Raw genomic sequence first — 22,543 nt, forward strand, 5'->3', positions numbered from 1 at the left:
ATAAAAGAAGGCTCGGGCATTACACCCGAGTCTTCTGCAAAACCTAACGATGTGGCGGACTTTTACATGCCCATCATACCGCCGCCCATACCACCCATTCCACCTGGGTCAGGCGCTGCTGCAGATTCTTTGTTTTCAGGCACGTCAACTACCAACGCACCCATTGTTATTGCCGTACCGGCAATACTTGTAGCGTTCTGAATCGTCCCTTTTGTGACACGAGCTGGATCAACCACGCCAGCTGTTTTAAGATCAACCAGTTTTTTTGGATTGTTGACGTCCAGACCTTGACCGGCTTTAGCTGCTTTGACCAGCGGCAACCATTCATCTGCATTGAGCCCAGCATTTTCTAGCAGGTTCCTAAACGGTTGTTCAAGCGCCTTCTTTAGCAATTGAGCACCAGCGTCGGCTGAATCACTTCCACCTGCCTTGATTTCTTTTATAAGATTAACTAGCGTTACGCCGCCACCGGGAACAATACCTTCATCCAAAGCAGCTTTCACAGCTGCCACGGCATCATCAACCCTAAACTTCTTCTCTTCGATCTCTGTCTCGGTTGCCCCGCCAACTTTAATGACTGCAACCTTACCTTGAAGTGCCGCACGGCGCTTTTCAAGGTTTTCTTTATCGTATTCGCTGGTTGCTGCCTCAGCTTGGGCACTAATTTGATCAATCCGTGCTTTTAGCTCGGTGACCGTGCCGTCACCCTCAATTATCGTCGTCTCGTCCTGGGTAACGATAACACGACGCGCCGAACCAAAATCATTGTCCGTAAAGTCGTCAAAGTTACCGGCTGTATCATCGCTAATTACGCTACCGCCAGTTAGTATGGCAATATCGTTCAGTACATCCTTACGGCGGTCACCAAATGCCGGTGCTTTAACAGCCACAACGTTGAGTACGCCTTTGAGCTTGTTTAATACCAAAGTGCCTAGCGCCTCACCTTCGAGATCTTCGGCGATCAAGATGATATCTTTTTTGCCAGCCTGGGCGGCACGCTCTAATACCGGCAAAAATTCTTGAATAGAACTGATTTTCTTATCGGTTATGACGATTTGTGGCTTATCAAGCACTGCTTCCATGCGAGCCGTATCAGTAACCATGTACGGGCTAACAAACCCACGGTCAAACGTAAATCCTTCTACCACTTCTGATTCAAGCGCCAAGCCTTGACCTTCTTCGACAGTCACCACGCCGTCTTTGCCAACCTGGTCAATTACGTCAGCGATTAGCTTACCGATTTCGCCGTCACCGGCACTGATAGTGGCAACTTCAGCCACGCGCTCTTTGTTGGCCTTAATGTCCTCGGCCATAGTCCCAAGTTTTTTAATGACGTCCTGGGATGCAGCTTCTAACCCTTTCCTAAGCTCCATTGGATTGTGCCCAGCAGCAATCAACTTGTTGGCTTCACTCAAAATATGGTAGGTCAGTACAGTTACGGTGGTGGTCCCATCACCGGCTACATCATTCATTTTGTTAGCGGCTTGTTTGATAAGCTCAGCGCCAACTTTATAGCCAAGCGTTTCGTCATCAACATCGGCAATCTCAACACCTTTGGCGACCGTAACACCGTCGTGCGTTACAGTTGGCCCACCATATGATTTACCAATCACCGCGTTGCGACCCTTCGGCCCCATTGTCGTCTTTACTGCGTCGTATAGTATTTGTGCTCCGCCAAGAATTCGGCGACGAGCGTCATCATCGTAAAATACTTTCTTTGCCATAATTGTTCTCCTTTCAGTCAAGAATTGTCACTTTGCATTTACCATTTTTCAATGCCTAACAAATGGTAATTTGGTAAATAAATGAAAATTGTAAACTGTTAAATGTTAAATTATTTTATCGTTGCAACAATATGCTCTTGTTTGATAATAGTATAGTCTTGTTTATTCATAGTCACGGTCTTGGTTTTACCATACTCTTCTACGAATAAAACCATGTCGCCAATTTTTACGTCTTTGACGTCTTTACCGACTGCTATAACTTTGGCAGCTTCAGGTTTTTCCTGGGCACTGCCAGCTAATAAAATGCCGCTGGCGGTTTTTTCGGGTGCCTTTTCTTGTTGAAGCACCACATAACCAGCTCGGGGCTGAATCTTTACGCTCATTGGTTCCTCCTCTGTTTTACCCTGTCTTTTCACAAAATTAGCACTTCCACATTGAGAGTGCTAATATCACCTTCAATCATACGAACGCGCGCTACGACTGTCAAGACCCCAGGCAGAACACAGGCAGTAGTTAGGGATAAAGGTCGTATACTTTTGGGTCGCCTTCAATGATGCGTCGCTGCGGGCTAGCATTCTCCGTTAACTGCGTGCATCTGAATAAGCGTGCTACATACCGGTAATTTAGTGTCTACACGTTTGGGCTCTGTTATCCAACGAATAATTTCATCTTCTACATCAATCACGCTAGTATCGAGTATCGCTTCAACCACACCTTGTTTTGAAATTACACGCCTCTCAACTCCGTTTTTCCAAACTTGTTCAACAAATATTTCGTTGGATTTGACAGCCCACAAATAGTGTCTGGTTCCCAATATCAGCTTCTGTGGGTACTGGCACATACGCCTTAACGGCTTCTAGTACCCCTGTTTTATCAAAATCTTTGAGACGTACAAGCATTGATAATGTGAGTTTTGTCGCGTCTTCTACCTGAGAGGCATTAAAGGGCTCAACGACTGTGTATAACTCCGTTTCCTGACCTAGTGTTTTTGATTTATTAATCTCTTCAATATCCTCAAGCCTTAGCACGCAAACGGCGTCAAATACAAAATCGAGCACCTGCTCACGCATTCGCTCAGCTTCTACATTAAGCTCTTCGCTGCCCCTCTCATTGAGCCTTTTTAGCTCAAAAGAGCGCCCTGACTCTGGATAATGTTCTGTCATTGTTTATATATAACACCAAATATTTTTGGTATTGTCAATTATTATTTGCGGGTGTCATGATCCCAGTCATCCTGCCCCTACAACAGTAAGGATGCACCTTATGGGTTCAAGAACAGCGCCAGCAGTGAGCCAGTCGAAGCGCTTCAAGACGAAGGGTGTTCGTCCAATTGATCGAGATGCTCTCGCAAAATCGATCATGAACATTCGGGAGGTCTGCGAGGTCAGCATCGACGGCAACCACATGGTGGTCGTGTACGATACGACTGGCTGGAGCCGCCAGACACGCAAGAAGCGAATTCCCGACTTGGACAGCATGGTTTGCAAGCTGATCGCACACCGGTCAGCCAATCCGCGACCAACCAAGAAGCGAGGGAACAAGTTCAACAACCGACCGCCAGCAATGCTGGGCAAGAAGTAGGGCCGGAACCCGGACGGGCGACGTTGCAAACACGTGATGCAACGAAACCCGTCCGGGACCCGGGCTTGGTAGAAGAACGTCTTTTGGACAAAACGTCGCAGGCCATCGCCTCCGTTTCTTCTCACTATTACCAATTCAACCAAGCCCACACTCACTTTTTGTATTTAAACAGCCCCTAAAGCTAGGGGCTGTTTATATTTAGCGTTCAGTTTATTACTGTCTACGGCCAGATGAATATGCTCCACTCTGTTCTTGATCGCCACTAAGAATGGGCTCCGCCTCTTTCGTGGAAGCTATAGCTCCGTCAGGTTAGCTGAACTAGCTCCACGGAAGTGGCTGCGCTCCCGATCCAGCAGCACGGTCTTGCGCGACTTCTTCACGCCAAGCCTCAACCGTAGCTACCTCATCTGGAGTTTTTGCTCCAGCTGCTAATTCATCAACAGCTAATTCTGCGGGAGATTTTTCTGCACTCATTTGTAGTTCCTTTTTGATTTTTTATGTTAGTGATAACGATAACTATACTATCAGTTGTTTATCGTTTTGTCAAGTTTGTGTTATTAACTACTCCTTCGTCGGTGAGCAGTTTCTGTCATACTTCTTCGTTATTTGGTGTCTGTGATCGAAGATGCGCCTCCAGAGCCCAGTTTGAGCAAGCCGCAAGCCCGCAATAAGACCTTGAGCATAATTATAATCAGGATCAGTGTCAGGTAACCTGGTAGCCGGAGAGGCTTGAAGTGAGTCTATCCTATTCTGACGCTGGTCTGTTGATCTCTTTAATTCGTTATGTAAATCAACCGTGTCGTCAACAAATTGGCGTAGTTCTGGGTTTACTTTTCCATTGTTAAGCATTTCTATACTATAACTGAGTAATTTGCAAGCTTTCTACTCCTCCGTTAATGCGCTTCTGCGGGCAATCTCCCGTTCATCCCACTCCTGCTTTTCGCCACCCATATTGCGGTAATTTTGATGCCCTATGCCTGTTAGCAGCACCGTGTCTCCTGGTTTCGCAGAGCCCAGAGCTGTCTTAATGGCCTCTAGCCTGTCGTCGATCACCGTAGTTTTTGACTTGCCACCAGCTTGCTCTATACCGGCAAACACCGCCTGACGAATAGCTTCTGGAGCCTCGGTGTAAGTTTCATCGTCTGTTAAGTAAACTTTATCGGCCAGCTCAGCGGCAATTTTACCCATAATCGGTCGCTTGTCTTTATCTCTATCGCCAGTTGCGCCAAAAACCAAGTGAACATTACCTTTGGTGACAGACTGCACAGTGGTAAGCACCACTTTGAGAGCCTCTGGCGTGACGGCGTAATCCACAATCACATTAAACGGCTGACCAACCTCAATCCGCTCCATCCGCCCCGCCACACTTTGCAGTGAAGCAATACCACGCTCTATATCTGTTTTGTTCAAGCCAACTGCACGGCCAACCGCTACCGCGGCCAGAGAGTTATAGATGTTAAAATCACCTGGCAACCGGCACTCAATATCATAAGATTCATCTTTAATAACCGCTTTATAGGTGCTGCCATCCGGCCGCAGTTGAATATTTTGCGCCTGCAATTCACCATCTTTAGTGCCATAAGTTACTGGATTCTTGATAGCTCCGGCAAACTTCCGAGCACTTGGGTCATCAACGTTCACTACCCCTGTCTTAAGCCCTCGGTGGTGATTTGCTTGCTTAAATAATTTAACTTTAGCGGCCACGTAGCGCTCAAACGTTTTATGATAATCCAGGTGCTCGTGCGTCACATTGGTCATTACGGCAATTTCATATGGCACGGCCCATACCCGGTGCTGCGCCAAAGCATGGCTGGAGGTCTCTAATACTACCCACTCTGCGCCGTTTTGCCGGCACTTTTTTAACATCCCCAGTAGCTGCCTCACGCTTGCTGTAGTCAGCCCAACGGTGCTAGGGCGCTCACCTTTGCCGTCCGCTATGTCTACCGATACGGTTGTCAGCAACGAAGCTTTTACGCCCGATTCTCGCAACATCTGATAAATCATGGTGCACGTTGTGGTCTTACCGTCCGTACCAGTCACACCAATTACTTTGAGCCCACGTGTGGGCATACCCATGGCAAGGTTTACTAAGACCGCCTCACCCCAGTGACCAAGCGGCTCGATTTTCTCAAATACACCTTTGGGTATAAGTTTTTTTACAATACTCCGTATTCTCATAACTTCAAGTATACTAGTTAACGTGAAAATACTAGGGATTGAAACCAGTTGTGATGAAACTGCAGCTGCGGTAGTTGAGGATGGCAAGCGACTATTGTCTAATGTTGTACTGTCTAGCATGGACTTACACGCAGCCTACGGCGGCGTAGTCCCGGAGATTGCCGCCCGCAGCCATATAGAGTCAATCATCCCAGTTATCGAAAAGGCTCTTGCTGACGCTTTTTCTCTAGAGAATGGAGGAAAGAGGTTAGAGGTTAGAGATAATAGTCCGAACTCCAATCTCTCTACTCCATCCTCTACTTCTGATCCGTGGGATCAGATAGACGGCATTGCGGTGACATATGGTGCTGGACTCGGCGGCAGTCTACTCGTCGGCGTCATGACCGCTCGTACCTTGGCGATTACTAAAAACAAGCCGCTGTACGCTGTTAACCACGTAGAGAGCCACATCTACGCCAATTTCTTAACAGAGACTTCCCCTTCCCTATCTACTAGCTACCAACTACCAACAACCAACCCTAAGTTCCCGATGCTTGGGCTGATAGTCAGCGGTGGGCACTCGCAAATCGTCTTGTGGCGCGACCATTTTGACTACACTTTACTTGGTCAGACCCGCGATGACGCCATCGGCGAAGCGTTTGATAAAGTCGCTAAAATCATCGGCCTACCCTACCCTGGCGGCCCGAGCATCAGCGAATATGCCAAAAAGGGCGATCCGCATAAGTTCAAATTCCCAAAAGCAAAAGTCAACTCTGTATCTCCAGCTCTTGAGAAGCTTAGAAATGAAATGCAAGCCACCAGCACCTTGCGCCACAACAGCAATGGCAGGAGCTTTGCTTCAGGGAGGACTGGTGTGGCGCAAGGTGCTGGGTATGATTATAGCTTTTCTGGGGTCAAAACAGCCGTCTTAAGGGCTGCTCAAGAGCTAATCGGTGAAGATCACCACTTCCCTTCCCATAAGCTATCAGAGCGGCTCTCTGACACCCAGAAGGCAGACATTGCAGCCAGCTTCCAGCGTATAGCCGTCGAAACAGTGGTAGATAAGTTAGTCGAAGCCTTTGACGAGTTCCAGCCCAAATCGGTTGTGATCGGCGGCGGTGTGGCCGCCAACACTGAACTACGACGCCAACTGGCGGATCGATTACCGCTACCAATTGAGTATACAGACATGAAACTCTGCACCGACAACGGCGCCATGATCGCCACCCTTGGCTGCTATAAAGTGGCGCTGAATCAACCCGCAGCCGATCCATTTACGCTAGATATCGCTCCCAATCTCAGTATGTAGCCGTACCCTCCCGTTTGCCGATTCCGAGCAGCAAGCAATCAGGTTGTGAAAAAATGAAAAAGCGCGGGAATCCTTACACCCTAGCCATCGCTGCCCATATTTCCGTGTAGATAAACTATACTTCGTCAGGCAACAATAACTCGACACTGTTATGAAAAATCAATCTCAACACCTCTGTATAGCCATAAATATGCTGAGGTTGCAATTTCTCTCCATATACTGCGTCAAGTAATTCGCCTGCTTGTAGCATACGCGCCATATAGGCATTGCCATATAGACCTATATCATCAGGAGTTGCTTCTGCTACGTCAGGCATTTTTGGTATGTATGTAAACCAATCCCCTCCGGGCTGTGCTGGTTTATAAATTGCAAATTCTTCGTATGCTGCCGGTTCATCACCTTTCGGCTCGTATGTTATATGAACAGAACTTTCTACCGTTTGCTCACCGGCAACAATTCGCCCTACTTCAACCGCTGCGTCAGTATCAGGGTGTTTATAGCGTTTCAGCAGTACTGACCGGTTGAAGCGAAGCGGTGCGTGCATAAGCTCCTCGTCTGTAACGAGCATACGCACGATGCCATGAAACCGCCGCGCTTGATCACGAAGTTCAGCCTCATATTTAGCTCCAGATTCGTCGGGGTTTTCTTGTGAATGACATACATCCCGCATAATATCATATTAGCATAAGTAGTTCAGTTTGTCAATGTTGCGCCTCTGTTACATTTTTGTTATGCTTATTTTTGAAAACAAAAACCATGATCCCCATTTGTCCGGGGTTTTCGACAAGAACGTATCGTAAAAAGGGTTCACCCTGAGCCAGTTGAAGGGTTCATCCTGAGCGAGCGAAACGAGTCGAAGGGTGGGCATGTACTTTGTGAAAGAAAAACCGGTTGTGGACAGTTTGATTGAGAGGTTTCTTGTGAAAACCTTTGAGTTATTTTGTTCAAATTTCACATGAAAATTACCTCTGTTTTACCTTTTGATAACTGAGGCGAGTCGTGTTATTCTGTTAGTGATACACGCTTCTTGCACGTAAGTGCAATACACGGAAGATGTGAGTAGCAAAACGAGGCATACAATCACAACAATACGCCAGCGAGCAACAAAACATTTGACACAGTAACATGCAGAGTCACGAGCTCTGCTCAGAAGCAAGCAAGCGTGATGCAAGGAGTTAGCCATGAAGCTGCCAAAGGTATACGAACCACATTTATACGAATCTGATATATACGCACTCTGGGAAAAAACCGAGTCTTTCAAGCCAAAACATCGTGGATCCAAAGATAATTACAGTATTGTCGTACCTCCACCAAACGCAAACGGCGATTTACATCTTGGCCACGGCTTAACGCTGGCTCTTGAAGATATCGCTATTCGCTATCATCGGCTAAAAGGAGATGCAACATTGTTCGTACCCGGGGCAGATCATGCCGGGTTTGAAACCCAGGTTGTTTATGAGAAGCAGCTGGCCGCAGAAGGGAAGAGTCGGTTCGATTTTACCCGAGAAGAGCTCTACGACCGTATATGGGATTTTGTTGCCCAAAACAAGCAAAACTACCTGTCACAGTTCCGTAAATTAGGCGCTAGTGCCAGCTGGGATCACTATACATTTACACTGGATGAAAAAATTGTTAAACAGGCCTACGGCAACTTTAAAAAGATGTGGGACGAAGGTCTAGTTTACAGAGGTGAAAGATTGGTTAACTACTGTACACATCACCGCACAGGATTTGCCGATGTCGAGGTAGTCTATGAAGACGAAACTACTCCGCTATATTACATGCAATACGGGCCGTTTGAGCTGGCAACTACCCGACCAGAAACTAAGTTTGGCGACACCGCAGTAGCAGTACACCCTGAGGATGACCGCTATAAGCAATATGTTGGACAAGTCATAACCGTCGAGGGCGTCAACGGTCCGTTTGAGATCCAAGTCTTGGCCGACGAAATGGTCGACAGAGAATTTGGAACAGGGGTAGTTAAGATAACACCAGCCCATGACCCTAACGACTGGGAGGTTGCCCAGCGCCATAATCTACCCGCCGTACGCGTTATAAATCATGACGGCACCATGAACGAACACGCCGGACGTTTCCGAGGAATGACAGTTATGGATGCCCGCCAAGCCGTTGTTGATGCGCTCAAAGAAAAGAATCTGCTCATTAAGGTAGACAAAGATTATACCAACAGAGTAGGGAAGTGCTATAAATGCGGTACAGTAATCGAACCAATGTTGATGAAACAGTGGTTCATTAATATGCAACCACTAGCCAAACCTGCCATCAAAGCTCTTAAACAAAAGAAGATTATGTTCTATCCAGACTCTAAGAGAAAACAACTCATCAGCTATCTAGAGGGGTTGCACGACTGGAACATTAGCCGTCAAATAGCCTGGGGTATCCCTATCCCGGCTTTCCAGAACGTTGATGACGAGGATGATTGGATTTATGACGAGCACGTAACAGAGGAAATCATAACCGTAGACAACAAAACTTATCATCGTGATCCGGACGTCTTTGACACTTGGTTTTCTAGCAGCAGCTGGCCGTACGCCACACTTGGCGGATCGGGCACCAAGGACTATGAACAGTTCTACCCATTGAGCCTGATGGAAACCGGTGCCGATATTCTCTACCCCTGGGTAAGTCGCATGATAATGTTCGGCCTATACAACACCGGTAAAGTACCGTTTGAATCAGTATATCTGCACGGTTTAGTACTGGATCCGCACGGCGCCAAAATGAGCAAAAGCAAGGGCAATGTCGTCGACCCGATGGAAAAGATAGATACGTTTGGTTCTGACGCCTTTAGGATGGGGATTGTCGCTGGCCAAACACCTGGTAACAACCAACCATATGACGAAAGTAAATTGATTGGCGCGAGAAATTTTTGTAATAAATTATGGAACATTGCCCGCTACGTTGAAGGCAAGCTTGGCGATGAATTTAAGCCGGGTAACTCACCTCATCCCAAATCGGTGGCCGATTACTGGGTGATTAATAGAATTAATTATATTTCCAAGCAAGTTTCGTCTCTGTTAGATGAATACCGCTTTAGCGAAGCCTACGAAACGCTCTATCATTTCGTGTGGGACGATTTTGCCGACTGGTATATCGAGGCATCTAAAGTACATCTCAACAAAGACACCATAGCCTACGGGTTAGAATCTATCCTCAAACTGGCACATCCGTTCGCACCATTCGTAACCGAAACAGTCTGGCAAACCCTCGGCTGGCGCGGCGATAAGCCGTTAGCAATTTCTGACTGGCCAAAAACAAGCGATTCAAATACCACAAAAGCTGATACTTTTGAAGAAATTAAGCTCATTGTGAACGAAGTACGATTTATTAAAAACGAGCTTGGTGATGCCGATTTACAGCTGTTTTACACCGATGAGAAATTCTTGGACGAAAACGGCATTTTAATTCAGAAACTTGCCAAACTCAAAGGCGTACAAAACGTGAAAGACGGTTATGGATTGCACCTAACCCAAACCCGCTATCAATGTTGGCTCAACGTTGATGAACAAGCCGCTCAACGATTTATAACCTCGCTGGCTAATAAAAAAGCTCAGCAAGAAAAGAACGTCGATCAACTGGAAAAGCGCCTAGCTAACAAAGCCTACGTAAAACAGGCACCTAAGGAGTTAGTCGCACAAAGTAAACAGCAGCTAAAAGAGGCTAGGGAACTGCTCGAAAAAGTCACCGAGGAATATAAACGATTCAATAAACCGAGCGCGTGACCCTAAATAATCAGTTGTCAAACTCTAGGGCAGAACGTACTCGTTCTGAACTCTCATCGGGACGGTAATCGTCAAACCACAACACCTTCCAGCCAATGCGTTGTGCAGCCATAATATTAGCTCGCGAATCATCGACCAACAGTATTTCCTCTGGTGAAACTGCCGCTTTAGTGGTAGCTATCGCAAAAATCTGCTCTTCTGGCTTGATACTCCCGACCTCTGATGAATCAACAATCGCATCGTAATCCAGCTTGGGCAATAAACCATTCTCTAACATTGATGCTATCAACCCCGGCATGATATTACTCAACAGACCAACACGGTAGTGTTTAGCTACCCACTCAGCCAGTTCATGCATTTCCTGAATTGGTTCGATTGCTTCCAGATAATAGTCCCGCCAATCGAACTCGGCCAACCTAAAACGCCCGCCTAGTGTCTCGTTGAACTCTTCCATAGACAGCTCGCCGCGACATACCGCATCATTAAAATGCCAGAATGTAGTTTCAATAATATCTGCCGAGAGGCCGCTCGCCTCTGATACTTTGCTGAACGCCCGATGATAAAACCTAACCAGACAACCGTTGACATCAAAATAAACAAACCGAACACCGCTTTTTGAACGTTTCTTAGCGTCTACAGGCTCTTGTACGTCAGCAGGCGGTAAATCACCCACCAAACCGCTTAAAGTCACTCCAAGCACTGCCGCAATGCTCTGAATCGTAAAGATTGAGGGTGCCTTGATCGCTCCGCGCTCAATCTTAGCTAGTGTCGAGTAGCTGAGATCGGCTTTTTGGCACAGTTCTTGCTGCGTAATACCCGCCTTTTTGCGCGCAGTTTGCAGTGTTTTTCCAAGGCTTATCTCATCCATGCCGCGTCTCACTTGTGCGAATCGATACAACACCACCACTGTCACACTGTTTCATCGTTTACATTCCACCCTTAACTACTATTCCTGCCAAAACTGCAGGTTGATAGCTCCATAATACTGATTACGGCGCAAAAAAGCTAGCAAAACTAGCCATTTAGTACTAATTACATAATAAAGCCCAGCAACGTAACTACAAATAGAAACGTGCCAAAGCCGGCAATTGCAGCAACAATCAATGCATTCTGAATATTACTACCGGTTTTTTGATAAGTCTTAGAATAAACCCAGGCTGCAAAACCTAGACCGGCGAATAACCCCACAACAGCGTTAGATAGCATACGCCCATTTTACACTGACTCGTTTTAACTCGCCAGAGTTTTACTTGCCAAATTACGAGTAACCCTAGAATGCCAACTTCTTAGCAGTTTTAGCAAGCGCTTCATGATCTGGTTCCTTTGAGGCTCGGTTCTTATCACCGTAAAAATCTTGAGCATTATCGCAAGGATATACGTGTACGTGAGCGTGCGGTACATCAAAGCCTTCAATACGCAAACAGGCTCGCTGTCGTCCGAATATTCGCTTCTGTCGCTGCGCAATTTTTCGAACGACATCAAAAACCGCTTCATAAACCTCGTCCGGCAGCTCGTCAAACTGGTCAACCTGAACTTTTGATACCACTAAAACATGCCCGGTCTGTATTGGGTGAATATCCAAAAAAGCCAGCACTTTGTCATCCTCATATACCTTATGGCAAGGAATCTCCCCCTTAATAATCCGCGTAAATAATGAATCTTCCATACGTTTAGTATAGCGCGCAGTGCAAAATATAGGGTAGACTGGGGGCATGAAAGCCGCGCGTAAACTTGGCCGCATCCTTAGTGCCATAGTTCTCAAACTGAGCCTGGTTGGGTTTGCCGTGGCATTTGCCCTATTAGCGGTTATCGGCACGCCAGAACCACTAAAAACTAGCCTGGGACAATCCGGAGTCTACTCTGCGGCCGTTGATAGTGTTATAGAAGCGTCAGCTGAAGAAACTGATCAGAGCTTGCCACTCGACGAGCCGGCTATACAACAAGCTGCCCGTGACGCCTTCAATCCTTGGCTTCTGGAGCAATCGGCTCACCGCATGATTGACGGGCTTTATGCTTGGCTAGAAGGGGATACCGATGAGATAGAGTTTACGATTGACTTAAGTGACGCCAAAGCTTTATTCATCGAACGTGTTGCCGATTATGCTGAGCAGCGTGTCAACAATCTACGTCCTTGCACGCAAGCCGAGGCCTTTCAGCTAGCCCAGCAAGACTCAATAGATCCGTTTGAGCTTGATTGCCGGCCGCCAGTGGTTATAAGTCAATACCGAGACGACATAATTCGTGAACTCGAACAATCCGAGGATTTTTTGGACGACCCGGTTATCACAGCTGAATCACTTGCCGACCAAGAAGGAGCAACGACTAATGAACCGTGGCAAGAAGCACCGGCAGCATTTCAACGGCTGCAATGGATGCCACTCGCGACAGGGTTATTTGCTTTTGCAGCCGCCGTATTCCTAATAGCATTGCACGCCAATCGCCGAAGCGGCTTGAGGCAGGTCAGCATGATTATCTTTTCTACTGGTGTATTGGTGCTCATCAGTGCACTTGTCTTGGACTATTTAATACGTCACAACATAGCTCAAGGCATGTTGTTTGATATGCAGGATACTGTCCTACAGGGCGCACTGGTAAGTACATCTGTGGCACTTTACGGTTACTTTAGCCGCGCTTTTATTCTCATATCAGCAATTTACCTTATGTCTGGTGCAATTTCCCTCGGTATCTTTTGGTTACTCAGAAAACCAAAAAACACTCCAGATACAAGCCAACCTCCCCGCCAGCCAAACTCAGCCTCTCATGGCAAAAAGCCCACAAAAAATACCAGATAAAATACGTGTACTTCGACTACGTACTCGACAATTAGCTACATAGCTTTCATAAATGAACCTCAAATAATCTCTTAATCTCCCCCTTTGTTCACGATCGTGAACAAAGGGGGAGGTTTTTGGTTGATAGTTTTATCTATTTGAACCTGCTAATTGCCTGATTGTTTAGATCTAAATTCAAATCCACCGTTTCAACAGAAACAAAAAAACCCACCTGAACAGTGGGTTCTTTTCTTCCTGGCTTGTCACCCATCGATCTTGAGCCTCAGGGTCGAAAGATGAGCCTGTCGAATGGGCTTGCCGTGAGCCTGTCGAATGGACTTGCCATGAGCTTGTCGAATGGGCCTGCCGTGAGCCTGTCGAATGGGCTTGCCATGAGCCTGTCGAATGGCGGAAGGAGAGGGATTATAGCCTCAGGCCAGGCAGCCTATTTTGTCTAGTTACTTTGGCTGCTTGGCTTCAGCATATAATCTCGCTAACCGCTCGATTATCTGAACCCGGGTTCGAACCCACCGTTTCAACAGAAACAAAAGAACCCACCTGAACAGTGGGTTCTTTTCTTCCTGGCGGAAGGAGAGGGATTCGAACCCTCGGTGCCGTTGCCGGCACAACTGTTTTCGAGACAGTCCAGTTCGACCACTCCTGCACCCTTCCACGGTTGCTATTCTAACAAAAGACTAACTTAGCGACACAATAGCGCCCATGTAGCTCGTCGGGATACGTCTTTTACAGATTTCTACCCGTCCGCGTTTTGCACTGGCGTGTATATACCTGACCGTTTCATCTTCTACCGTCAACACTATACCCATATGCCCTGGCATTTCAGTTTGCTGGTCGCCAATATCGTAGTACTTTTGTGTGATTAATAACGCTCCTGCCTCTAGAGCAGATTGCTTAAACATTACTTGCTCAGTTTGTGCGTCATTCCACATATCTCGCACATGCCGCACTTGATCAGGCCAATCACTAGGCCTCAACCCTTTCACGTCGCAGATAGATTTTATAACAAAGCCTGAGCAATCAAATTCATCTGGTCCAATCCCTATTTCTGGGCAGTTTTCACGGGGCAGTGCAATACAATCACCGGCTACAAAATGATGGTAAATTGCCGGCTTATACAGGTACGCACCTGATGCTTGAATGAGTTCTTGCCCGAAGGTCTCAATCTTGGTTTTGATATCCCCCAAATAAATTACAGCAAGTCTAGCACCGATATATACGTACAGTAAATTGCTCCCGCTTAAAGTTAAGAGCTATCAATAGGCTGCTTCTTAGTAAAACGCTCCTTTAGGTTAGCGATGTCATAACGCCATTCCCATACTCCATAGCCTGCAGCTAACGCCACCATAAAGCCGGCAAACCACCAACTCAGCGGTGTCGGACGCGCCACCGTTGTAACATCACGCACGTTCATCTCCGGCAGTTCGGTCATCGCTGCTGCCACATTCCGGCAGCGGTTAGTTTCTGGATTGCGTTCTTGCCCAGGACTACACGGCTTTAGCCCGGACGTTTGATTAATATTACGGCAACGGTTAGTTTCTGGGTTTCTTTCCTGGTGAGGCTTACAAGGTACCAGTTGGCGGGTACTACTTGTTACAGAACGGCATCTGTTTGTTTCTGGATTGCGTTCTTGCCCAGGACGGCATGGCACTAGGGAAGAGCCAGAGTCAATCTTCCGGCAACGGTTCGTCTCTGGATTGCGTTCTTGATCCGAATCACACGGCTTGAGCTCAGAGGTGCTGCTCACGATATTGCGACAACGACCGGTATCTGGATTGCGCTCCTTACCTTCCTTGCAATCGGCGTATTCTTGATATTTATTCTCTTGACCCAGGGTTAGTTCATAAGTCTGCCGCCAGTCATCATCACCAAACCAAGCCCATGAGGTTTCCGGCCGTAAATCAGAATATTTCTGGGCATCAACCTCTTCTTGTCCGTCAGATGACAATACATATACTGTGCCGGTAGTTGTTTTGGTAAGTGTCAGTTCCGTGTTTGCAATCTGTATCGTCAAATAATCATGCGGCTCTACAACCTCATCGGCAAACACATAGGTGTTATCGTTGCGATTGGTTTGCAACTGGCAACCATCCAACTCAGCTTCCTGGTTGGTCAGATTATGCAGCTCTATGAACTGTTCGTCTAAGTTAGCTCCAATTTCAGATATCACTACACCCTCGCAAATGTTTATGTCGTCTTCTGGTGCCGTTTCTTGATCAGTATCGAGCTCTTTATCAACCTTTTGGCTTAAATCATCGTCGGGTTCATCCTCAGGCTTTTCACCGGACTGTTCTTCAGGTTCTTCCTCATCGTCTGGCTCAGGATCAGGCTCAGGCAAGGGACATTCCAGACCAGCTCCGGGCATAGGTATCTCGTTGATGGTAAAATCAAGCGCGTTATTACCGGTATCAACTATCAGGCCATCCTGGCCAAAACACCGTATAAGGGACTGGTCTGGCTGCGGCGCCCCAGCTGGGCTCGTAAGGTAATGCTCGGGGTCACCGTAGCCAACCATATCTACAAGCTCCCCGTCGTTATCAAACAGCCTGATAGTCCCATCATGGTAGTTTAAGTAACCTGAGGCTGTCCGAGAATCGAGTAGGAAATTCGCCTCCGGCAGATAGCTTTCATAGCTCACCACAAAAAACCCATCAGGCTGTATTTCGTAACCTACATCTGCATCAGAATCATCCTCAAACAAGACTATAGAACGGGTTGTTGTGCCCTTTTCATTTGCAAACTCTAGCTCCCACCCATCAAGCGATACGGTCTCATTGTGCGGGTTATATAGCTCTATAAACTCGTGAGTTCCAACTACGCTACCAGCATCTTCTCCGTCATCTACTGTGCCTCTGTTTTGAAACTCACTAATCAAAATCAATGTTTCCGTTGCCGGGGAGTCCTCTGCAACGGCACCGGCAGCCCAAAATAACGGCAAAACAAATCCCAAAACCAGTGCCCATACCCACCGTTTGTTCATATTATAAACAGCATACCGTTTATGCTTACTTTATGTCAAAAAGCTTACTAAATCGGTGTTTCTTTTCTAAAATCATGGCCTGTTTTACGCCATATATACACCGCAACAAGCACCATAGCGATGTAGCTCATAACTAAACCAGGTATCGATAGCGAAGATTCATGATGCGCCCACGGTATTGATGACAGCCAACCTGTCAGACTTGTCATATACCACAACACAGCGTAGGCCGGCAGTCCGATTAATCCCGCTAGCATTGGTAGTAGTGCGCTGCTCATGCCAGCCACTACCGTCAGTAGCATGACAACTGGCACCAGGGGTAGGATCAAAAGGTTAGACAACAACGCCAATGGCGAATAAAAACCAAAGGTCACTAAGACAATCGGCAGGGTGGTAATCTGTGCCGCTGTTGTCGCCACCAGCAAATCACGCACGTAACCCGGTTTTTTACTGCCCCAAAAATAACGGTGCAGTAACGGTGCCAGGATAATGACGCCCGAAAATGCTGCAAACGATAAAAACCAACCAACATCTCCCCATATAAACGATGGGTTTATCAGCAAGGTCATAGCAGCAACCAGTAACAGCAAAACAACTGGGTGAACCACCCGTCCGTAATACCACGCGGTTAAACTCAAGCCTGCTACAAGCGAGGCTCGCGTCATGGACGTGCTAAAACCAGTTAGTAGTAAAAACCCTCCGATCATCAAGCCACTAAAAAACATTGCTAGATACTTGGAACGACCAGCCAATGCTTTACGCGTTGCTTTCACAATAATAGTCAGATGAAACCCGCTGGCAACCACCAAATGCGACAAGCCCAGAAGCCTAAACTCGTCGCTAAGGGTTTGTGGTAATGCTCGCTTTTGGCCGGCAACGTAACTCACTCCCAGGCTGGCTTCCGGCTCCGGTACGCTGCCGCGGACTTGCTCGGTAAACCAATCACGAACTTGCCGGGCAACATCTCCCGGCTCAGGCCGCTCGGCCTCAATAAGTTCTGCCCTAAACATCGAGCCTGACAAGGTACCGAAACCATCATTCAAAACCCCTTTCACGACCACTACGTCGCTACGTTTAATCTCGGCATTTGAGGTCGTACTAATCCAAACGTATCCAGGCAAAGGCTCGCCATCAATCACGACGTCACCTAATCTGAGCCGCTGATCACCGCTGGATCCGCGCGTTGTGTCATCGGCCACAACACCTTGCAGCCTAACTTGACGGCCATAAAATGGTTCGTAGCTTTGTAGCTGCCATAGCTCTGAAGTACCTCTATACAACCCGACAAAACAACCGCTTATGAACGCCAAAAGCACAAACAATAACTCTCGCTTTAATAGCGCAATACTCAATAGTGCGCCAGCTACCACGAGCCAGGGCAGGGCGGCAAACAAGCCCGGTGGTATAAGCAACGAACCAGCTGCACCGACAAGCACGCCACCGGCAGTTGCAGCAAAAATCCATGACACATGAATCGGTTTATGGAACAGCCTGGCTCGCATGCCTTAAAAATCTCCAACAACTGGGAGTATTTGACCTGGGCAAGTTTGTAGCACTCGTTTTATCGCGTTATGCTCATTACGAGTTACCCATAGATCATACTCCAGCTTTATAGCAATTTGGCGAGCAACATATTGGCACCTATATCTTTCGTGGGGCAGCCAGTCGGCGGCATCTTTGTCGCCTTTCTCCATATTGGACGCACCATCAACCGCTATTAAAATGAGCGGGTCGTTATAGAACTCTTGTCTGCGTTTGTAATCAAGCTGCTGAGCTCCTTTCTGCCAAGCGTCCGAGACCGCCACTATATGCTCGATATGGATATCTCCGCTTGTTTCACGACCACGCTGGAAGGGGATTGTCTGGGCAGTAAACGGATCATCCGGCAAAACCCCCGACAAAACGGTACAATTATCATCATCCAACACAACTTCCTGTAGGTCGCGCTGCAAGATACGATTGCGCATATCACAACCAGCAACTTCCGCCCAGCCTGGGCTAAACTTATCACGTGCATAACCATCTAGCGATACACGATCTTTAACCGCCAGCTTTCCAAGCGATTCTATGGCTGACACGCGTAGCTCTTGGGGAACGCTTTGGACAGACAAGGTCTGCGGCGATTCAACAACTTGTTGGGGTTGAAGATAATCAAGCAAGGCTACGATTAAAAACCCCACAGCTAATAACAAAACTACCGTAAACCGTCGCCGTCTATGCGGCGAGGCTCGTCCCACCAACTTCATGCCCAAAACTATAACATAACACTAACTAAGCTGTTCTAATCATCGATTAAGCTAAACGCGCCAGTCGAGTGGCGCGTTTAGCTTTTTCAACAAATACCCTAACTTTAAGCCGCTCTATCTTGATCTTCAGCAGCTCGCTCAAGAACTGCTGCTGCATCCTCAAATCTTTGATAGTTGCCACCAATAAAATCTGGTGATAACTGGTTATCGTTATGTACGTTAATGTATACGTCGTACACGTCGTCTTCTTCGACAAACCCACGAAGCCTACCGCCAGAATAGTAACCGTAAACTGCACCTAGACCAGCGTCAGGATTAACATACGCCCATATATCTTCGTTATTCTTTATTCGCACATGCGTCTCACTGGCACCGAACTCTAAAATTTCTATTTTACTCTGTTTATTTTCTTGTGGCTGTAGAGTTTCTCCCATGTTTTCTCCCTACATATGTTGTATACCAACCACAAACAAACCGCAAGGCGATACAGCAATATAAACCAGCCGACAAAGGCTAGTATTTACCTCTGTTCTATGCTAAAATCCACCCTGTTCGAGCCAGTTTGAGGCGAGTCATCGCCAATTGCGCACCCGTAGCCCCGCCTGCCTGTTCGAGCCCCCTGTCTTTCTGACAAGAAGGCCAGGCAGAACGGGCAGGTCAGCTGCCCCGATAGGGTAAAGACAATTAGCGTCACGCGCTCTATCCAGCTGATTTGCGAGAAGCAAGGTTAACAATCAACGGTAAATTATTGCCAATTTAAGCACCCGTAGCTCAGCTGGATAGAGCGTCTGTTTGCGGTACAGGAGGTCGTAGGTTCGAATCCTGCCGGGTGTACCACGTTAAAACCCGCCCATTTGGTCGGGTTTTTGCGTGGTTCTTTTCGGCAGGTTCGGTTCTACGACTCAGCAGCTTGCTGATGAAAGTCGTAGGTTCGGCGTAGCGAAGTGCAGAAAAGAAAGCACCGTAGGTATTTTCTTTTCAAGCTAGCGGAGGAGGCTTTAGCCGCTATCCTGCCGGGTGTACCAGGAGAAATATAAGCCACCTTGCAAAAGGTGGTTTTTATTTCTGCTCGATGCTCGAGCCGGGATTTGAACCGTCAAGCGAGCTTATGCGGGCGGAAGGTTCGGTGTAGCGCCGCTCAGCCGAGAAAGCGCTTTAGCATTTTCTCGGCAAGCAAGCGGAAAAGGACTTTAGTCCGCTATCCTGCCGCCCGCCTGTCTTTCTGGCAAGAAGGCCAGACAGGACGGACAGGGGTGTACCACTACTGAGTTTTCTGTCATTATGTTATTAAACATCCCCATAGAGCGGGGTCAATATGTCCTGGACGGATGTAAATGTAAAATATTGATATATATCGATGATTTTGCTAGTATTTCTGGTAAGACCTTCGGCCGTGGTTTCTAAGCCACACTGCGGAAGGCCTTTTTAATTTGCGTTTTTAATTGGGAAAACGGACATGAACTCTTTACGATTTGTACGCTTATTTTCTTTTATTTGCACACAAAAGCGTTCTCCGGTTGCGTTTTGACCATAGAACCTATGAAGTAATATATTTTTCTCTAAGTTGCTAAAAATAGTATCAGGCGTTTCTGTTGTATTGCGCATTACATCAATTGCACATACGTAGAGCTTGAGGCGTCTGATTCGTTCTTTTGGCGATTTTTGGTTTAGGTGCTCCCAAAAATTGTTAATAAATATCTTGTCTTTTGTAAAATACTTTGAACGAACATAGGGTGCTCTGCGCGGTGACCGTTTTTGAATGGCATGATATTTCCCACGCGCTAATTTCGTAAGTTCTTTCAAGTCAGTACCAGGCAGTTCTCCGTATTTTGATTTATATACACTAATCGGTTCATTCTAGCAGTTTAAATCTATTGCACAGTCATAACATCTCTTGCCATGCATAACACCTTACATATCTACATCCTAGCTTAGTTACTCGCGTAAGGGAGTTCGAACCGTAAAAGGTTCGGCATATGTGAGTCCGCTAGCCAGCGGACGAACGAAGAAGCCCATCTTTTAGGGGAGCCCTGCCGCAGACATGAATAAATAGCTCATGCTTGTTATAAACCCCGATGCTCGTTTAAATTAAGTCTATGGAGCATGGACAAAAGGCAACGCTACCATCAACTGAGCTAGGCGACTCTAGGTGTTTCCAGATCGAGTACTTTGGGCATGGCGATATATTTATGGTTGCCTGGGAGGGCTCTATTGACTTTGAACCATCTGCCGACGACTCTACATCTGCTTGCTTTGGGTTTTCACACGGCAGCGATGTGACAATACTTGCGGCACTGGGTGGATATTTGAGGCGTATAGGACACACCGTAGACGAAACAAGAGATGTACTTCTTGAAGCCGGTACTGACGTATTAACCGCCAACTATCCTGAGTACCAGCTTGACCGCAGCAGGCACAATAGTTTGCTCGGGAAAGTTGCAGTCGGTCAGGAGTTTAGGAATTATGACCTCGATGGCATCACAGGTTTTGAGCACTCTTTATCCTGCCTTCTTCCTCCTGTGCCAGACAGACCCGGTCAAATTGGAAAAACAGGGGGAACCGGTATTTACACAACTCCGTCGCAGGCAGACCAAGAACATCTTGTCTTTGTGTCGCTTGCCCCAAACACAGCCTTACCGCACGAAGAAAACTTAACGGTCAGCCATACGGCCGAGTTCTGCGAGCAAGACGTCCAAACAATCGCTAAACTGGTGTGCGACGTTGCATTAGGTGAGTACCGGATAGACGTCTATGCGTTTTTAAAAAATTTCGGGATGGGGAGTGAAGAAGCCTAGACTACTATCCGTTTATACTTTTTTGCCGTAGGGGTTACTCCCCAGCCAGAGCAACATCGCCGAGCTGGTTGACGTAGCCTATCTCTAAAACGCGCTTACACAACACTATGTATTGATAGAATGTTTCGGTAGTTTCTGGTGGCAAATTATGTATGTGGCTGCGCACATGGGAAAAGAATGTGTCTGAGATAAAATCACCATATTGCTTACGAATCTCATTACCGTCATGAAAGTGCATGAAAGCCTCGTGCAGCTTATCTAAGGTGTTTTTATCCTGTATGCCGGCTAGCTCAAACAACGTTCGCAGAAAGGCTTCATTTGGCTGGTTAAACGGATTGAGCGTAAAAACGCCGTACTCTGGATTGTGGCCAGCATCGGTATCCCAATCGCCAAGCTCATCAGCAATCCGCACCACCACGTTACATATCTGGATCAACTCCACCATTATCGGGTCATCATAAACTTCCTGCAGGGAAGGTAGCGAAGAATCGTGCTGCCGATAGATTGCGTAAAGTGAGGATGAGACGCTTGGGAACCCCGCATCCACCGTAATAAGCTGAGCTAACCTCTTGCCGTGCTCGTCCATAAAAGCTTGTTTATCAACTGCTCCTTGATAATCTTCACTTAAGTTACGCACATATACTTCGTTGAGTAGCACCTGTTCACTAAAACAAGCCAAAACAAACGGGTAATCTTCTGGTAGTGCCAGCTCATCAATTTTGGTCTCTATGTTTTTTAGAGAGGCTAAACGTGCCTGAACTTTATCGGCTATATCTTTTGGAACAGGAATGTCTTGACCGGCCAACAGCTGCACAGCGTATGACATAATGTCGTCGCCTCTATCCATTGTTTGATCTCCCCAATACATCAGCCCTATTGCTACCGATATGGCCTGAAGACGTGTAGTGTCGTCCAGTTCACCAGCAACCAAGGCAGGACAAAAGCCTACGGTTTTTGGCGCAATCTGCCCGACAAGGTCAGCTACTTCTTTTGCTGAAAATTCTGGCACGCCTTGAGCTATAAATTGCTGTAACTCATTACTAAACCCACTAGAAATAGTGGCAATTTGGTGTTTTATGTCGTCCATTTTAGCCATCGATTCTGAATCAAAGGAGTCACCGAAAATCGGGCTTTTGTAGGTTTCTTCTAGTAACTTCTGTAAAATTTTGGCAGACATTAAATATAGAACTTTCAAGTATTATTTTGTTGTTTACTCGTT

The 22,543-nt window shown here is 47.0% G+C and carries 21 protein-coding genes and 2 tRNA genes; 6 read left to right on the forward strand and 17 right to left on the reverse strand.

Annotated features, from left to right (window positions below):
• Window positions 1-62 precede the first annotated feature (62 nt).
• From groL to U5K77_01585, 4 genes are all read right to left on the reverse strand, one after another.
• Window positions 63-1,724 carry a chaperonin GroEL gene (groL, locus tag U5K77_01570; GenBank protein ID MDZ7744430.1) on the reverse strand — a complete coding sequence of 554 codons (1,662 nt, stop codon included), beginning with the start codon at window positions 1,722-1,724 and terminating at the stop codon, window positions 63-65.
• 110 nt (window positions 1,725-1,834) lie between these two features.
• Window positions 1,835-2,107 carry a co-chaperone GroES gene (locus tag U5K77_01575; GenBank protein ID MDZ7744431.1) on the reverse strand — a complete coding sequence of 91 codons (273 nt, stop codon included), beginning with the start codon at window positions 2,105-2,107 and terminating at the stop codon, window positions 1,835-1,837.
• A 185-nt stretch (window positions 2,108-2,292) separates the two neighbouring features.
• A complete protein-coding gene (locus tag U5K77_01580; GenBank protein MDZ7744432.1) occupies window positions 2,293-2,436 on the reverse strand; it encodes a hypothetical protein in 144 nt (47 codons plus the stop codon).
• A 49-nt stretch (window positions 2,437-2,485) separates the two neighbouring features.
• The gene (locus U5K77_01585; protein MDZ7744433.1) at window positions 2,486-2,887 is read right to left on the reverse strand and encodes a hypothetical protein; all 402 of its coding nucleotides are present in this window, start codon (window positions 2,885-2,887) and stop codon (window positions 2,486-2,488) included.
• A gap of 100 nt (window positions 2,888-2,987) precedes the next feature.
• Here U5K77_01585 and U5K77_01590 point away from each other — a divergent pair, with 100 nt between their 5' ends.
• Complete coding sequence (locus tag U5K77_01590) at window positions 2,988-3,305, forward strand: hypothetical protein (protein MDZ7744434.1); 318 nt, start codon at window positions 2,988-2,990, stop codon at window positions 3,303-3,305.
• Window positions 3,306-3,623: 318 nt separating this feature from the next.
• Here the strand turns inward: U5K77_01590 and U5K77_01595 are convergent, their stop codons facing one another.
• Together U5K77_01595 and U5K77_01600 are read right to left on the reverse strand one after the other, a co-directional pair.
• On the reverse strand, window positions 3,624-3,779 hold the full coding sequence (locus tag U5K77_01595) for a hypothetical protein (protein ID MDZ7744435.1): 156 nt from the start codon (window positions 3,777-3,779) through the stop codon (window positions 3,624-3,626).
• A gap of 408 nt (window positions 3,780-4,187) precedes the next feature.
• Entirely contained in the window at window positions 4,188-5,483 is a 1,296-nt protein-coding gene (locus tag U5K77_01600) for a UDP-N-acetylmuramoyl-L-alanyl-D-glutamate--2,6-diaminopimelate ligase (protein ID MDZ7744436.1), read from the reverse strand.
• A 22-nt stretch (window positions 5,484-5,505) separates the two neighbouring features.
• Between U5K77_01600 and tsaD the strand changes: the two genes are divergently transcribed.
• The gene (gene tsaD, locus U5K77_01605) at window positions 5,506-6,771 is read left to right on the forward strand and encodes a tRNA (adenosine(37)-N6)-threonylcarbamoyltransferase complex transferase subunit TsaD (protein ID MDZ7744437.1); all 1,266 of its coding nucleotides are present in this window, start codon (window positions 5,506-5,508) and stop codon (window positions 6,769-6,771) included.
• Window positions 6,772-6,886: 115 nt separating this feature from the next.
• Here tsaD and U5K77_01610 read toward each other — a convergent pair whose 3' ends face one another.
• Entirely contained in the window at window positions 6,887-7,441 is a 555-nt protein-coding gene (locus U5K77_01610) for a hypothetical protein (protein ID MDZ7744438.1), read from the reverse strand.
• Between the two features lie 511 nt (window positions 7,442-7,952).
• Between U5K77_01610 and U5K77_01615 the strand changes: the two genes are divergently transcribed.
• Window positions 7,953-10,514 (forward strand): valine--tRNA ligase, encoded by a 2,562-nt coding sequence (locus U5K77_01615; GenBank protein MDZ7744439.1) that lies wholly within the window; start codon window positions 7,953-7,955, stop codon window positions 10,512-10,514.
• A gap of 10 nt (window positions 10,515-10,524) precedes the next feature.
• Here the strand turns inward: U5K77_01615 and U5K77_01620 are convergent, their stop codons facing one another.
• From U5K77_01620 to U5K77_01630, 3 genes are all read right to left on the reverse strand, one after another.
• A complete protein-coding gene (locus tag U5K77_01620) occupies window positions 10,525-11,382 on the reverse strand; it encodes an HAD-IA family hydrolase (GenBank protein MDZ7744440.1) in 858 nt (285 codons plus the stop codon).
• Window positions 11,383-11,546: 164 nt separating this feature from the next.
• Window positions 11,547-11,720 (reverse strand): hypothetical protein, encoded by a 174-nt coding sequence (locus U5K77_01625; GenBank protein ID MDZ7744441.1) that lies wholly within the window; start codon window positions 11,718-11,720, stop codon window positions 11,547-11,549.
• Window positions 11,721-11,784: 64 nt separating this feature from the next.
• Complete coding sequence (locus U5K77_01630) at window positions 11,785-12,180, reverse strand: HIT family protein (GenBank protein ID MDZ7744442.1); 396 nt, start codon at window positions 12,178-12,180, stop codon at window positions 11,785-11,787.
• Between the two features lie 46 nt (window positions 12,181-12,226).
• On the opposite strand from U5K77_01630, the gene U5K77_01635 reads away from it, so the two are divergent.
• On the forward strand, window positions 12,227-13,306 hold the full coding sequence (locus tag U5K77_01635; protein MDZ7744443.1) for a hypothetical protein: 1,080 nt from the start codon (window positions 12,227-12,229) through the stop codon (window positions 13,304-13,306).
• Between the two features lie 561 nt (window positions 13,307-13,867).
• Here U5K77_01635 and U5K77_01640 read toward each other — a convergent pair.
• The 6 genes from U5K77_01640 to U5K77_01665 all read right to left on the reverse strand — a co-directional run bounded on the left by U5K77_01640 (window position 13,868) and on the right by U5K77_01665 (window position 18,963).
• Window positions 13,868-13,957 (reverse strand) — tRNA-Ser (locus tag U5K77_01640).
• A gap of 23 nt (window positions 13,958-13,980) precedes the next feature.
• Window positions 13,981-14,490, reverse strand: coding sequence for an NlpC/P60 family protein (locus tag U5K77_01645; protein MDZ7744444.1), 510 nt, complete (start codon window positions 14,488-14,490; stop codon window positions 13,981-13,983).
• 59 nt (window positions 14,491-14,549) lie between these two features.
• Complete coding sequence (locus tag U5K77_01650) at window positions 14,550-16,283, reverse strand: lamin tail domain-containing protein (GenBank protein MDZ7744445.1); 1,734 nt, start codon at window positions 16,281-16,283, stop codon at window positions 14,550-14,552.
• Between the two features lie 47 nt (window positions 16,284-16,330).
• Window positions 16,331-17,785: a ComEC/Rec2 family competence protein gene (locus U5K77_01655; protein MDZ7744446.1), complete on the reverse strand. Its 1,455-nt coding sequence runs from the start codon at window positions 17,783-17,785 to the stop codon at window positions 16,331-16,333.
• A 3-nt stretch (window positions 17,786-17,788) separates the two neighbouring features.
• Window positions 17,789-18,529 carry an HNH endonuclease family protein gene (locus U5K77_01660; protein MDZ7744447.1) on the reverse strand — a complete coding sequence of 247 codons (741 nt, stop codon included), beginning with the start codon at window positions 18,527-18,529 and terminating at the stop codon, window positions 17,789-17,791.
• A 104-nt stretch (window positions 18,530-18,633) separates the two neighbouring features.
• A complete protein-coding gene (locus U5K77_01665; protein ID MDZ7744448.1) occupies window positions 18,634-18,963 on the reverse strand; it encodes a hypothetical protein in 330 nt (109 codons plus the stop codon).
• Window positions 18,964-19,289: 326 nt separating this feature from the next.
• Between U5K77_01665 and U5K77_01670 the strand changes: the two genes are divergently transcribed.
• Window positions 19,290-19,366: transfer RNA gene (locus U5K77_01670), tRNA-Arg, on the forward strand.
• 1,259 nt (window positions 19,367-20,625) lie between these two features.
• Window positions 20,626-21,324, forward strand: a complete 699-nt coding sequence (locus tag U5K77_01675) for a hypothetical protein (GenBank protein MDZ7744449.1) — start codon at window positions 20,626-20,628, stop codon at window positions 21,322-21,324.
• A gap of 34 nt (window positions 21,325-21,358) precedes the next feature.
• On the opposite strand, the gene U5K77_01680 is transcribed toward U5K77_01675, so the two are convergent.
• Entirely contained in the window at window positions 21,359-22,501 is a 1,143-nt protein-coding gene (locus tag U5K77_01680) for a hypothetical protein (GenBank protein ID MDZ7744450.1), read from the reverse strand.
• Between the last annotated feature and the right edge of the window lie 42 nt (window positions 22,502-22,543).

The sequence above is a fragment of the Candidatus Saccharibacteria bacterium genome (assembly GCA_034521515.1).
GTDB lineage: Bacteria > Patescibacteriota > Saccharimonadia > Saccharimonadales > JAXHMH01 > JAXHMH01.

What these genes read in the sequence shown, in the direction of transcription:
- U5K77_01675 (MDZ7744449.1), top strand. Translation starts at nt 20,626, where the DNA reads ATGGAGCATGGACAAAAGGCAACGCTACCATCAACTGAGCTAGGCGAC.
- U5K77_01590 (MDZ7744434.1), top strand. Translation starts at nt 2,988, where the DNA reads ATGGGTTCAAGAACAGCGCCAGCAGTGAGCCAGTCGAAGCGCTTCAAG.
- U5K77_01620 (MDZ7744440.1), bottom strand. Translation starts at nt 11,382, where the DNA reads ATGGATGAGATAAGCCTTGGAAAAACACTGCAAACTGCGCGCAAAAAG.
- U5K77_01650 (MDZ7744445.1), bottom strand. Translation starts at nt 16,283, where the DNA reads ATGAACAAACGGTGGGTATGGGCACTGGTTTTGGGATTTGTTTTGCCG.
- groL (MDZ7744430.1), bottom strand. Translation starts at nt 1,724, where the DNA reads ATGGCAAAGAAAGTATTTTACGATGATGACGCTCGTCGCCGAATTCTT.
- U5K77_01610 (MDZ7744438.1), bottom strand. Translation starts at nt 7,441, where the DNA reads ATGCGGGATGTATGTCATTCACAAGAAAACCCCGACGAATCTGGAGCT.
- U5K77_01655 (MDZ7744446.1), bottom strand. Translation starts at nt 17,785, where the DNA reads ATGCGAGCCAGGCTGTTCCATAAACCGATTCATGTGTCATGGATTTTT.
- U5K77_01630 (MDZ7744442.1), bottom strand. Translation starts at nt 12,180, where the DNA reads ATGGAAGATTCATTATTTACGCGGATTATTAAGGGGGAGATTCCTTGC.
- U5K77_01665 (MDZ7744448.1), bottom strand. Translation starts at nt 18,963, where the DNA reads ATGGGAGAAACTCTACAGCCACAAGAAAATAAACAGAGTAAAATAGAA.
- U5K77_01615 (MDZ7744439.1), top strand. Translation starts at nt 7,953, where the DNA reads ATGAAGCTGCCAAAGGTATACGAACCACATTTATACGAATCTGATATA.
- U5K77_01635 (MDZ7744443.1), top strand. Translation starts at nt 12,227, where the DNA reads ATGAAAGCCGCGCGTAAACTTGGCCGCATCCTTAGTGCCATAGTTCTC.
- U5K77_01600 (MDZ7744436.1), bottom strand. Translation starts at nt 5,483, where the DNA reads ATGAGAATACGGAGTATTGTAAAAAAACTTATACCCAAAGGTGTATTT.
- U5K77_01680 (MDZ7744450.1), bottom strand. Translation starts at nt 22,501, where the DNA reads ATGTCTGCCAAAATTTTACAGAAGTTACTAGAAGAAACCTACAAAAGC.
- U5K77_01575 (MDZ7744431.1), bottom strand. Translation starts at nt 2,107, where the DNA reads ATGAGCGTAAAGATTCAGCCCCGAGCTGGTTATGTGGTGCTTCAACAA.
- U5K77_01660 (MDZ7744447.1), bottom strand. Translation starts at nt 18,529, where the DNA reads ATGAAGTTGGTGGGACGAGCCTCGCCGCATAGACGGCGACGGTTTACG.
- U5K77_01585 (MDZ7744433.1), bottom strand. Translation starts at nt 2,887, where the DNA reads ATGACAGAACATTATCCAGAGTCAGGGCGCTCTTTTGAGCTAAAAAGG.
- U5K77_01595 (MDZ7744435.1), bottom strand. Translation starts at nt 3,779, where the DNA reads ATGAGTGCAGAAAAATCTCCCGCAGAATTAGCTGTTGATGAATTAGCA.
- U5K77_01625 (MDZ7744441.1), bottom strand. Translation starts at nt 11,720, where the DNA reads ATGCTATCTAACGCTGTTGTGGGGTTATTCGCCGGTCTAGGTTTTGCA.